Origin of the sequence: Spongiactinospora gelatinilytica, from assembly GCF_003236385.1 — a bacterium.
GTDB lineage: Bacteria > Actinomycetota > Actinomycetes > Streptosporangiales > Streptosporangiaceae > Spongiactinospora > Spongiactinospora gelatinilytica.
In genome coordinates this window covers 1-12611 of sequence record NZ_POUA01000224.1, presented here as the reverse complement: position 1 = coordinate 12611, position 12611 = coordinate 1, and the positions used below count along the sequence as shown (strand labels likewise).

The 12611-nt window shown below is 73.6% G+C and carries 9 protein-coding genes and 1 pseudogene; 8 read left to right on the top strand and 2 right to left on the bottom strand.

Going from position 1 to position 12611, the window contains the following annotated elements:
* The coding region (locus C1I98_RS24925; RefSeq protein WP_199537192.1) for an SDR family NAD(P)-dependent oxidoreductase at positions 1-580 on the bottom strand (580 nt) is incomplete at its 3' end.
* A gap of 217 nt (positions 581-797) precedes the next feature.
* On the opposite strand from C1I98_RS24925, the gene C1I98_RS24920 reads away from it, so the two are divergent.
* The 8 genes from C1I98_RS24920 (at position 798) to C1I98_RS24885 (ending at position 12122) form a co-directional block, all read left to right on the top strand.
* Positions 798-1493 carry an ABC transporter ATP-binding protein gene (locus C1I98_RS24920; protein ID WP_111169857.1) on the top strand — a complete coding sequence of 232 codons (696 nt, stop codon included), beginning with the start codon at positions 798-800 and terminating at the stop codon, positions 1491-1493.
* Positions 1490-3514: an FtsX-like permease family protein gene (locus C1I98_RS24915; RefSeq protein ID WP_233508153.1), complete on the top strand. Its 2025-nt coding sequence runs from the start codon at positions 1490-1492 to the stop codon at positions 3512-3514. Before C1I98_RS24920 ends, C1I98_RS24915 begins: the two co-directional genes overlap by 4 nt.
* Positions 3515-3623: 109 nt before the next feature.
* Positions 3624-4748: a S1 family peptidase gene (locus C1I98_RS24910; protein ID WP_111169853.1), complete on the top strand. Its 1125-nt coding sequence runs from the start codon at positions 3624-3626 to the stop codon at positions 4746-4748.
* Positions 4749-4950: 202 nt separating this feature from the next.
* Positions 4951-5454, top strand: coding sequence for a hypothetical protein (locus C1I98_RS24905; protein WP_199537191.1), 504 nt, complete (start codon positions 4951-4953; stop codon positions 5452-5454).
* The gene (locus C1I98_RS24900) at positions 5454-6854 is read left to right on the top strand and encodes a hypothetical protein (RefSeq protein ID WP_111169852.1); all 1401 of its coding nucleotides are present in this window, start codon (positions 5454-5456) and stop codon (positions 6852-6854) included. The genes C1I98_RS24905 and C1I98_RS24900 overlap by 1 nt, the downstream gene beginning before the upstream one ends.
* An 8-nt stretch (positions 6855-6862) precedes the next feature.
* Positions 6863-8203 (top strand): VWA domain-containing protein, encoded by a 1341-nt coding sequence (locus tag C1I98_RS24895; protein WP_111169851.1) that lies wholly within the window; start codon positions 6863-6865, stop codon positions 8201-8203.
* A gap of 12 nt (positions 8204-8215) precedes the next feature.
* The gene (locus tag C1I98_RS24890; RefSeq protein WP_111169850.1) at positions 8216-9331 is read left to right on the top strand and encodes an ATP-binding protein; all 1116 of its coding nucleotides are present in this window, start codon (positions 8216-8218) and stop codon (positions 9329-9331) included.
* 13 nt (positions 9332-9344) lie between these two features.
* The gene (locus tag C1I98_RS24885; RefSeq protein WP_111169849.1) at positions 9345-12122 is read left to right on the top strand and encodes a DUF5682 family protein; all 2778 of its coding nucleotides are present in this window, start codon (positions 9345-9347) and stop codon (positions 12120-12122) included.
* A gap of 3 nt (positions 12123-12125) precedes the next feature.
* Here C1I98_RS24885 and C1I98_RS44285 read toward each other — a convergent pair.
* Positions 12126-12611 (bottom strand): annotated as a pseudogene (locus tag C1I98_RS44285) (hypothetical protein); the annotation flags it as partial.

Genomic DNA, 12611 nt, shown 5'->3' with positions numbered 1-12611 from the left:
CGCCCATGTCGGTGGCCACCCACCCCGGGCATACCGCGTTGACCAGCATGCCCTCCACCCGCAGCTCGTCGGCGAGAATCCTGGTCAGCCCGTTGAGCGCCACCTTGGAGACCCGGTAGGCGGGGGTGCCGCCGCCCATGGTGGCGAGCGACCCCGCCCCGCTGGAGACGTTGACGATCCTCGGGTGGGCGCTGGCCCGCAGCAGCGGCAGCAGGCCGAGCACGGTCTGCCAGGCGCCGTACAGGTTGGTCTCCATGGCCGTCCGTACCACGCCGAGGTCGGCCGCCGACGCCCGCTGTGAGGTGTCGTAGGCGATGGCGGCGTTGTTGACCAGCACGTCCAGCCGTCCGAACCGGTCGGCCAGCTCCTTGGCCGCCCGCTCCGGTTCGCCCTGGCCGGACACGTCGAGCCGCATCGGGTGGACGCCGAGCCCTTCGCCCGCGAGGTCGCGGGCGGCGGCCTCCGCCTTGTCCGCCGACCGGGCGGTGAGCACGACCGTGTGCCCGGCGCCGGCTAGCTGCCGGCAGACCTCCAGGCCGATGCCGCGATTGGCGCCGGTGACCAGAGAAACGACGTCCATGATCATCCCTTCGACCGCTCCGGCGACCATCATGCCTGGTGGCGGGGCCGGTTCCGGGTAACCGCGCGTGCGGCGCGCGTCCGGTACGGCCCTCCCCCCGATCCGCCTCGCATGTCAGGCGGGGCGGTGAAAGTACGACTTTCGGCCGATCACCTGGCCGCCGAGGCGGCCTGATGGCCGATCCGCCGGGCCCGCCGGTCCGGCAATGTCGTGCGGCATGAGTGAAGGAGTCGTTCTCGAAGGCCGGGCCCTGGTCAAGCGGTTCGGGCCGGCCACGGCCCTGGCCGGGGTGGGCTTGCGGGTGCAACGTGGGGAGTCGGTCGCGATCATGGGGCCGTCCGGGTCGGGCAAGTCCACCCTGCTGCACTGCCTGGCCGGGATCATGAAGCCGGACGAGGGAGAGGTGACCCTGCTCGGGCAGCGGGTGGACACCATGCGCGAGCGGGAGCGCAGTGCGCTGCGGCGCACCAAGTTCGGGTTCTTGTTCCAGTTCGGGCAGTTGCTGCCCGAACTGCCCGCGGTCGAGAACGTCGCACTGCCGCTGATGCTGGGCGGCGTGCCGCGCGGCGTCGCGGTGAACCAGGCGATGGCCTGGTTCGGGCCGCTCGGGCTGGCGGGCATGGAGTCGCGCCGTCCCGGCGAGCTGTCCGGGGGACAGGCGCAGCGGGTCGCCATCGCCCGTGCGCTGGTGACCGGCCCCGCCGTGGTGTTCGCCGACGAGCCCACCGGAGCCCTGGACCAGGCCACCGGCCAGGCCACGATGGACCTGCTGGTGGAGGCCACCCGGGGCAACGGCGCGTCGCTGGTGCTGGTGACGCACGACCGCGAGGTGGCGCGCTGGTGTGACGGCCTAGTCGAGGTGCGCGACGGGCTGGTCGTCTCCGGTACGGCGACGGCGGGGGTGCCGAGGTGAACACGCTGCGGCTGAGCTGGCGGCTGCTGCGCGGCGGCGGAGCGCGGGGGCTCGTCGGCGCGGGGCTGACCCTGGCGGCGGTGGCGGTGTCCACGGCCCTGCTGCTGTTCGCGGTGGGCATGAACGTCGCCTTCGAGGCCCGCGCCGATCGTGAGGCGTGGCGTAACCCGGTCGCCGCGCAGGGGACGGCGGCGGTGGCGGTCCAGTCGGCGCGGCCGGAGTACGTGGGGGAGCGCATCATCTCCCTGGTGGAGATCGCCGCGCTGCGGCCGGGGGTCGCGCCGCCGCCAGGCCTGGCCCGCGTCCCCGCGCCGGGGGAGGTGTGGATGTCGCCGGCGCTGGCCGCGCTGGCCCGCGAACTGCCGCGCGATGAGCTGTCCGGGCGGTTCCCCGCCGGGCCGGTGCGGATCATCGGGGACGCGGGGCTGGTACACCGGGACGAGTTGGTCGCGGTGGTGGGCCGGGCGGCGGACGATCCCGCGATGGTGCCCCCGGCTCCCAGTTTGGATCGCCCGCTCAACATGATCCCGCCGACCCCGGTCGCCGGGTTCGCCGGCGAGCACGGCGAGCTGGCCTCCGGCTACCGCATTCTCGCGCTGATCGCGACGGTGCTGGTGGTGGTCCCGCTGCTGGTGTTCGGCGGGGCGGCGGCCCGGCTCACCGTGGCCAGGCGGGACCAGCGGCTGGCCGCGCTGCGGCTGGTCGGCGCGACGCCGGGCCAGGTGGTGGCGATGACGGTGGCCGAGGCCGTGGTGGTGGCCGGCGCGGGGGCGCTGGCCGGGCTGGTGGTGTACGCCGCGGCCGTACCGCTGCTCGCGCACATCCCGATCGGCGGGGGCGGCTGGTTCGCGGGCGACCTGTGGCCGGGCGTGCTGCTGGTCGCGGGGGTGCTGCTGGCCGTGCCGCTGCTGGTCGGGCTGTCCGCGGCGGCCGGGCTGCGGCAGGTCGTGGTGAGCCCGCTGGGGGTGGCCCGGCGGCAGACGCCGCCGGGCATGCGGGCGATCAGGCTCGTGGTGACGCTCGCGGTACTGGCCGCCGCGCCTGTGGTCGGCGGCATCGGCTACGGAGCTTTCGTGATCATGCTCGGCCTCGGGTTCCTGTCGATCAACCTGGCCGGGCCGTGGGTGGTGGGGCTGATCGGCCGGATCACCACCGCGACGGCCAGGGGGCCCGCCCGGCTGCTGGCGGGCCGCCGGCTGGTGGACGACCCGCGCGCGGCGTGGCGGACGGTCAGCGGGGTCGCGCTCACCGGATTCGTGGCCGGATTTTTGGGCCTGTTGTCGCCGTCCGGCGGTCTGATGGGGGTGCGGCCGGCCGGGGAGTTGCGGCTCGAAGTGCCCGCGCGGGAGGTCGCGGCGGTCGCCAAGGCGGCCGACGCCCGGCTGGCCACGGCCGGGGTGCCCGCCACGGTGGTGGTCTCCGGGCCCGGAAAGGACCAGGTCGACCCCCGGGAAAAGAGCCCGGCAAAGGCATCGGAAAAGGGCACCGGAAAGGCGGCGGCCCGGCTGCTCACCGCCAAGCTGGAGCGGGACGACCCGGCCACGGTGGACCGTGCCCGCACCGCGCTCGCGGGCCTCTCGCCCGGTCACTCGGCCACCTCTCCGGCCGATGACGGGCGTGAGGGCGGAATGCTCCTGAACGACGTCCGCACCGGCACCATCGTGGTGCTGACCGTGTCGTTCCTGGTCGCCGTGGCCAGCGCGGGGATCACCGCCGCCTCCTCGATCCTGGACCGCAGGCAGACCTACGCGCTGCTGCGCCTGGCCGGCACCCCGCTCTCCGTGCTGGACCGAGCCCGGCGCGCGGAAACGCTGATTCCACTCACCGTGATGGGCGGTGGCTCGGTGCTGGCCGGAGTGGTGTGCGGGCTGCCGATCATGGCCGGTGCGGTGAGCGTCACGGGCGCGGTGGTGCTGGTGGGCTGCGTGGTACTCGGATTCGCCGGGGTGATCGGAGCGGGCGCGTTGACCCGGCCGCTGCTGAGATCGGTCACCGCGAATCCCGCGCCGCGGCCGGATTGAGGTATAGCGGGAGGTCGGGCTACTCATAACACCGCGATAGGAGTAATTCAGTACATCCCGCTTTCGTTTTCCGCCGTTAACTTGACAGCACCCCCAGCAAGGAGTGCACATGTCAAGTCAACGCTCGGTAATCATCGGCGCGGCCATCGCCGCTCTGTGCCTGGCCACCGCGGCCCCGGCCGCCGCCGACATCGCCGCGGCGCCGGCCGACCCCGCGCCGCCCGCGATGATCGACGCGCTTGAGCGCGACCTGGGCCTGACCGAGCAGCAGGTCCGGGTGCGGCTGGCCAACGAGGCACGCGCCGCCAAGGTCGAGTCCAGCCTCACCGCGACCCTCGGTGAGTCCTACGCCGGAGCCTGGCTGAACCACGACGCCTCCAGGCTCCTGGTCGCCACCACCGACTCCGCGCAGACCGCCACGATCGAGGCCCAGGGCGCCCAGCCGGTGCTCGCCGGCCGTTCGCTGGCCCAGCTCGACGCGCTGAAGGGCCGGCTCGACGCGGCGCCCGCAGAGGCCAGGGCCCGTGCCTCGCTGTGGTACGTGGACGTGGCGACCAACTCGGTCGTCGTGTCCGCCCAGCAGCAGGCCGACGCCGAGGCCCTGATCACGGCAGCGGGCGTGGACAAGAGCCAGGTCCGCGTGGTCGTGTCGGCCGAGCGCCCGCAGACCTACATCAACATCGTCGGCGGCGCCGCCTACTACATCGGCTCGGGCACCCGCTGCTCGATCGGCTTCTCGGCCTCCCGCGGCGGCACCCCCGGCTTCGTGACCGCCGGGCACTGCGGCAGGACCGGTGCGCGGACCACCCAGCCCACGGGCACCTTCGTGGGTTCGGTCTTCCCGGGTAGCGACTACGCGTACGTCTCCGCCCCCGGCAACACCCCCACGCCGTACGTGCGCGGCTCCGGCGGCCAGAACGTCACCGTCCGCGGCTCCACGCAGGCGTCGGTCGGCGCGTCGATCTGCCGCTCCGGCTCCACCACCGGCTGGCGCTGCGGCACCATCCAGCAGCACAACACCAGCGTGACCTACCCGCAGGGCACGGTCCGCGGCGTGACCCGCACCTCCGCGTGCGCCCAGCCCGGTGACTCCGGCGGCTCGTTCATCTCCGGCAACCAGGCCCAGGGCGTCACCTCCGGCGGCTCGGGCAACTGCAGCACCGGCGGCACCACCTTCCACCAGCCGGTCAACCCCATCCTCAGCGCGTATGGGGCGACCCTGACGGTCGGCTGACCCGGCTCGTCCGTCACCTTCCAGGCGTGCCCGGCGCGAAAGCGCCGGGCACGTCGCGTGCCGGACCAAGATCCGCCGAGTTGACCGACCAGGCCGCCGCGAAACGGGCGATGGGGTAAGTTACCGGTTCGCGGATCGGCCGAAACGCGTTGCCGGCGCCCGGTGGGCGTCCGCGGGCCGTTCGGGGCTGGAGGTCGGACACGTGGACGCGGACACCACCGCGTGGGAGTCGAGCAGCGTGGCGCGGGTGGTGCCCCCCGCCCGGCCGCGCAAGCTGGCGAAGGTCCCCTTCGTCGAGTTGGCGGAGGGGCGGTTGCAGGGCGTCGTGTCGAGCGGGTCGGACATCGACCGGGTGTACGTCTCCTCGATCGCCGCCGCCGGGCACGGCTACAACTGCAGCACCAACAACAACCGCCCGTGCGGCGGCCTGGGCGGCGCGCCCTGCAAGCACCTGCGGGCCCTGGCCGACGAGGCCGTGCTGCAGTACGGCATCGAACGCGTCGCCCGCTACCTGCGCGCCGACGTCGACGGGGCCGCGAGTACGGGAGCCGACCTGATCGCCGCGCTGTCCGGAGGGCGCGAGCCCGCTCCGGCGGCGATCGTGTTCAGCCGGTTCCTGCGCCACCTGACCTACCTGGAACTGCCCGTCACCACCGAGCCGATCCCCGAACTCCACTGGTTCCCGGCCACCGGGGCGGCCCGCTGATGCTCGCCACCCCGCTCAAGGAACTGCTCGACCAGGCTCCGGACGGTCTGCCCGAGGCGTTCGCCGTGGTGGGCGGTTTCGACGATGCGCTGGTCCACGGCCTGGCCCGGCTCGGTGAGGAGCGGGCGGCGGCGCTGTCCGCGCTGGCCGGCGCGGTCGCGGCCACGCCGCTCGGCGAACGCGCGGCCGACGCGGCCGCGAAGGCCGCCGCCGGCTCGGTCACCGACGACGACCTCGCCGTACTGGCCGGAGCCCGCGCCGCGCTGCTCGGCGCGGCCCACGACGCGCTCCTCGACTCCCTGGACACCGCGCTCGGCCGTACCCGCGCGCCCCTCGAACCGGCCGCCGCCGCACCGCCCGCCGCCGACCCCTTCGCAGGCGCCCGCTCCTGGCTGCGCGAACTCGCCATCGCCGGGTGGCGCGGCGTCGACCACGACCTCGTCGCCGCCGCGGGCCAGACCATCGAGGCCCTGCTGGACGAGCCGCGGCTGCGCAGGCAGGCGGCGCTGCTGGACGGCCTGGCCGCCGAACTGCGGGCGTGCTGCCCGGTCGCGGCGATGCCCCGGCCCCCCGTCAGGCGATGGGCCGACCTTTGGACCCGCGCCCTGCTGTTCGCCCGGCCCGGCGCGGCCCCCGGCATCGGAGAGGACGTCCCGAGCGTGTCGGGGCGGCTGTTCGTCCTCGGGGTGGATGTCCACGAGCACGCCACCGCCGTGCAGGTGCAGGCCCACGGCGTGCTGGAGCCCGCGGGCGGCGAGCCGCCCCGGCTGGTCCGCACGAGCGTCGCCGCGGCCAAGGTGGACACGATCGTCGGCCCGGCGCTGTGGCGGCTGTTCGGCGGGTACCCGGTGCTGCTCGGCGCGCTGGCCGGGCGGCACGCGCTGGAGGTCACCGGCCTGCCGCTGCTCGCCTCCGGCGACCTGATCTGGCACGACGACCGGGCCGTGGCGGGCGAGCCGTTCGACCCGTTCGCGGTGGCCCGGATACGGCTGGCCGGGGCGCTCGCGCCCGCCGTACCGGCCCTCGACCGGCACCCGGTGCGCATCGCCGAACCGGTGCTCGCCGAGGACTACACGATCGAGCGCGGCGAGCGGCCCGCGCTGCGGCTCGGCGAGGCGCGCCTGGAGTTCGACCTGGACCGGCTGCCCTCCTGCGGGCCGCTCACCCCCGAGCTGGTGGCCGCCTCCACCGCCTGCATCGGCCTGGTCCGCTGGGACGCCGGGCGCTGGCTGCTCCAGCCGCTCGCCGTGGCGGCCACGGTCAAGCGCAAGCCGGTCGTGGCGCACGGCGGCGAGTGGGCGACCGGCCCGACCGACCCCAAGGTCGTGAAGGCCGAGGCCAGGTCCGGCGACGCGGTGGCCGTGCTGCGCGAGCGGGCCGGACGGCTGCTGCGGCGATGAGCGAGCCCATGAACGAACCGGTGCCCGCCCATGCCAACCGGCGGCAGGTCCTCTACTGGCGGCTGCTCGCCCGGCTGTTCGACGCCGAGGAGCAGCCCGCGCTGGAGACCGCGAGCATGGGCGTCGTCACGGACCTGGGCCTGCCCCCTGGACTGCTCGACCCCGGCGAGTCCGTGGACACCCTGGTACAGCGCTTCCCCGAACTGGCCGCCGAGTTCGACGGCCTGCTCACCGGCCAGGCCGGCAGTGCCGGCGGGGCCGGCGACGACCCGGACGCCCCCGGCGAGGCCGAGGTGCGCCGCGCCGCGCTGGTGTCCAAGCTGCTGCTCAACGTGTTCTCCACCGGCGCGGGCGCCAGCACCGCCACCCAGCTCGCCGCCTGGCAGCACGACGCCGGATGGCTGGAACGCGCGCTCGGCCACGCACCGGGCGAACTGCGCGCGCGACCGGGCGGCGACGAGGTCGGCGGCGTGCTCGCCGAACTGGAGTCCGACCTGGTCAAGCGGATGCACCTGCGGGAGGTGCTCGCCGACCCGGCGCTGGCCAGGCGGCTCACCCCCAGCATGTCGCTCATCGAGCAGTTGCTGCGCGACAAGCACAACCTGTCGGGCGTCGCGCTGGCCAACGCCAAGGCGCTGATCCGCAGGTTCGTGGACGAGGTCGCCGCGGTGCTGCGCACCCAGGTGGAGAAGACCAGCGCGGGAGTCATCGACCGCTCGGTACCGCCCAAACGGGTGTTCCGCAACCTCGACATCGACCGGACGATCTGGAAGAACCTCCCCAACTGGAACCCCGAGGACCAGCGGCTCTACGTGGACCGGCTGTTCTACCGGCACACCGCTCGGCGGACCACGCCCGCCCGCATGATCGTCGTCGTGGACCAGTCCGGCTCCATGGTCGACTCCATGGTCAACTGCACCATCCTGGCCTCCATCTTCGCGGGGCTGCCCAAGGTGGACGTCCATCTGATCGCCTTCGACACCCGCGCGATCGACCTGACCCCCTGGGTCCACGACCCGTTCGAGGTACTGCTGCGCACCAAGCTCGGCGGCGGCAACGACGGGCCCGTGGCGATGGCCATGGCCCGACCCAAGATCAACGACCCGCGCAACACCGTGATGGTGTGGATCTCCGACTTCTATGAGTTCGACCGTTCCGCGCCGCTGTTCGAGGGCATCTCGGCGGTCCACCGGTCCGGGGTGCGGTTCATCCCCGTGGGCTCGGTGAACAGCTCCGGGCAGCAGAGCGTGAACCCGTGGTTCCGGCAGCGGTTCAAGGACATCGGCACACCGGTCATCTCCGGCCACATCAGCAAACTCGTCACCGAGCTGAAGAGCTTCCTCACCTAGGAGACCCCGCCAATGACCGACGACATGCTGTGCGCCCCCGCAGAGGTCAAGTACGCCGACGAACTCGACTGGCTGGAATCCGTGGACGACGGCCCCAAGCCGTTCTCCTGGCGGCTCAGCCCGAAGATGGTCCGGCTGTTCGTCCTGGGGTCCGAGCGCGCCGACGGGCTGGACCGGGAGGTCCCGCAGAAGTGGTTCGGCGACCGCAGCTTCGTCGAGCGCAGCATCGTCACGCTGGCCTCCGACCGCGGCCTGCTGCTCATCGGCGACCCCGGCACCGGCAAGAGCTGGCTGGCCGAACTGCTCGCCGCTGCCATCTGCCGCAACTCCACCCTGGTCGTCCAGGGCACGGCCGGGACCACCGAAGATCACATCAAGTACAGCTGGAACGTCTCGATGGTGATCGCCAAGGGCCAGTCCCGCGAGTCGATGATCCCTTCGCCGATCATGACCGCCATGGAGCGCGGCGTCATCGGCCGCTTCGAGGAGCTGACCCGCTCCACCAGCGACGTCCAGGACGCGCTGATCTCGATCCTGTCGGAGAAGTACGTCTCGATCCCCGAACTCGACGACGACAACATCGTGTTCGCCCAGCCCGGCTTCTCCATCATCGCCACCGCCAACAGCAGGGACCGCGGCGTCAACGACCTGTCCTCCGCGCTGAAGCGGCGCTTCAACTTCGTCCGCGTCCCGGTGGTCACCAGCAAGAAGAGCGAGGCGGAGATCGTCCGCTTCCGCACCACCGAACTGCTGCGCAGGCACCGGATCGACCTGGAACTCCCGCCCACGCTGCTGGACATCCTGCTCCAGAGCTTCGCCGGCCTGCGCGCCGCGGCCGCCGCGGCCACCGGCGACGACGAGCGGCTGGAGTCCGCCCTGTCCACGGCCGAGCAGATCGGCGTCCTTGAGGACGCCATCCTGCACAGCCACTTCTTCGGCGACCGCACGCTGCGCGCGGAGACCCTGGGCGGTTCCCTGGTGGGCTCGCTGGCCCGGCGCACCCCCGAGGACCTGGCCATCCTGAACAAGTACTGGCACGGCGTCGTCGAACCGCGCAGCAAGAAGGACGGCGGCGACTGGCCGGGCTTCCTCGAAGGCGGCCGGCAGGCCATCACCACCCTGTCGTGAGGGCCGCACCGTGATGAAAGCCACGGCGGGCGGCCCGTTCGCCCCGCTTCGCGAGCAACTGGCCGACGCCGCCGGCGCCTTCGCCGACGCCCCCGGCGGCCTTTCCGGCATCCTCGCCGGGATGGTGGACGACGTGGACCGCGCGCTGCGGGAGAAGCTGGAGATCTTCCCGGTCTGCCACCACTCGCCCGCCTCGGCCCTCGCCATGGCCCGGCGGCTGCGCGAGAAGCAGCCGAAGGTCATCTACCTGGAGATGTGCGAGGACCTGACCCCGCTGCTCGCTGAACTGCGCAACTGCCGGCTGCCGGTCGCGCTCCAGGCGTTCGCCACCGACCTCGACGGCTTCCCGTCCGGCTGGGGGCCGCTCAGCGTCATCGCGCCGATCACCGAGTCCTCGGCGGAGTACCAGGCCATCGCCTACGCGCTGGACACGCCCGGCGTGGAACTCATCGCCGTGGACCGGTCGGCCGACCACGTCTTCCAGTGGCTGCCGCGCCCCGAGGAGCGGGACGCGCCGGCCGAGGCCCCTGCGGACGCTCCCGAGGAGGCCGGGCTGCACGGCGACGCGGTGGGCGTGGAGATCGGCGACCTGCGGCCCCGGTTCGCCGAACTGGAGGAGCACCTGCTGCGCCACGGCAAGGTGCGGCACTGGTCGGAGTGGTGGGACCAGTACGTCGAGCAGCCCCTCTCGGGCGCGGACTACGACACCTACCGCCAGGTCATGGTGCTGATCGGCAGTTTGTTCCGGCGCCTGGCCCCCGGCGACGGCGAACGGAGGGCTTCGGACGAGGACCGCGAGCGGTACATGTGGACCAGGATGCGCGAGCACCTGGCCGCCACCGGCGCCGACCCCGCCGACTGCCTGTACGTCTGCGGCGCCTTCCACGCCGCCAGCCACGTCGAGCAGTTCGGGCTGGAAGCCGCGGGCCCCGGCTTCGACATCACCCCGCGCACCGCCACCCGCTGGCTGTACGGCATGATCCCCTCCAGCCATTCGGCCATCGAGGCGCAGTTCGGGCTGGCCGGCGGCTCGGTGTCGATCGCCGCGGCCACCTGGGAGAAGGCGCTGCGACGCGGCGGCGTCAAGCCGTACAAGCTGGCCAAGCCGACCGGCGAGGCGAACCCGGGCCGGGCCGCGCGCCCGCTCCCGGCCGCCGTCGCCCCGCGGCCGGTCACCGACCGGCTGTCCGGCTTCCTGTCCAGCGCCCCCGCGCTCGACGCCCTGGACGAGAGCGAACTGCTCGGCTGGTGCGTGGACATCGTCCGGCTGGCCCGCCGCAACGGCTACCAGGCCAGCACCGCCGACGCCATCGCCGTGTTCGAGACCTCCGTCCTGCTCGCCGGGCTGCGCGGCCGGGCCAGGCCCACGCCGTACGACTTCCAGGACGCCGCGGTCACCTGCATCGAGAAGGACGTCGTGCCCGGCCGCAGGGACGTGCGCCGGCTGTGCGAGATCCTGCTCGGCGGCGACCGGATCGGCCAGGTCGGCTACGCCGCCATGCCCCCGCTGGCCCGCGACGTGTTCGACCGGCTGGAACCGCTCGGTCTCGATCTGAGCAAGCGGACCATCCAGCGGGCGCTGCTCGACTTCACCGCCGACCCGCACCTGCTGCCCTGCTCCCACCTGCTGTGGATGCTGCGCTACCTGCTCAGGGACGACACCGTGCGGCCCATCATGGGCGAGCGGCGGCTGGGGGAGCGGCCGATCCAGGAGAGCTGGGACCTCGCGCTCGGCCGGCAGCAGCGGTCGATCATCGAACTCGGCTACGAGGGCGTCACCGTCGAGCAGGTGGTCGAACAGCGGCTCCGCCGTACCGTGCACGACCCCTCGGCCACGGCGGCGGTCGCGCTCGCGGCCGTCGAGGACTCGATCCTCTACCTGGGCGCGCGGCGGTTCACCGACGAGCTGGGCGAGCGGGCGGTCCACCTGCTGGCCGCCGAGCGCACGGTGGACGACGCGCCGGAGGTGCTGCGCCGCATCCGCAGGCTGCTCGCGCACTACCGGGCCACCGGAGCCGAACTGCCCGCCTGGTGCGAGGCGTTCGTCACCGCCGGATACGCGCACTACTGCACGCTGCTGCCCACCGCGTTCGTGGACGAGGAGACCGGTGTCCGCCAGGTGGCCGCGATGCTCGGCTTCCTGTTCAGCATGGAAAGCCTCGCGCTGGCCCTCGGCTGCGACCGCAACCAGCTCGAACTGGCCGTGCGCCAGTCGCACCCCGAGGCCCCGGCCAAGGTGGCGCTGGCCTGGGCCGCGCAGGCGCAGCTCGGCCTGCTGTCCCGCGCGGAGCTGCGCGCCCGCTGCGCCGAACTGCTGGACAACCCGCTGGTCATCCCCGGCTTCCCGCAGTACATGAGCGGCTTCGTGCAGGCGCTGGACCCGGCTCCCGGGCTGACGCCGTTCGTGGTGGAACTGCTGTCCGACGCGTTCGCCAAGCTGCCCGACCGGGTGCTGCTGCCGTGGCTGCCGCTGCTCATCGCGACGCTGCGGCGGCAGGCGCCGGAAATGCTCCCGGTGCTCGTCCGCGAGGCGGACCGGACGTTCCCGGGGAACGTGGCCGCGCTGGACACCTGGACGCCGCCCTGGTCGCGGACGGCCCCGGCCGCGCCTCTGGTCGCGGCGGCCGGGCCGGTCGGCGACCTGCTGGTCCGGCACCCGGCGGCGTGCGACGCGGTGGCCGCGCTGCTCGGGTGTGAGGGCGGCTGGGTCACCGGCGACAGACCGGGCCAGGAGCTGGCGGCCCGCTCTCCGGCGACCGCCGAGGCGGTGGCCGCGCTGCTCGCCGGGTAGCGCCTACTCGCCGGAGTCGGTACGGCCGGTGCGCCGCAGGTTCCTGGCCCGGCGGCGGGCCCACCCGCGGCCCAGCAGTACCGAGCCGGGGATCACGCACGCCCCCAGCAGGTTGGTGGTGAGGTCCAGGAACAGGTCGGAGTCGAGCAGCGGGCTCTTCTTGCCGTTGAGCAGCGGCAGGCGGATGGATGCGGAGATCTCGATCCGCAGGTTCGGGTGCCTGCGCGGCTCCCGCTCCCCGGCCGGCGGGCGCTGCGGCGGCTCCGGCTCCGCGGGCGGCCGGCTCACCGTCGGGCGGGGCTCGGAACTGACGCTCGGCCGGGGTTCCTGCGGCTCGGGCGGCTGCGGCCGAGGGTTCTCAGGCTGCGGCTCGGGCTCCTGGGGCTCGGGCCGCTGCGGCGGGGACGTGGGCTGCCGTGGTTCGCGCGGCCTTCGCGTCTCTGGTGCGGACGGCGCGGGGCGGCTCGGTTCTCCGGCGGTGGGCCGGGC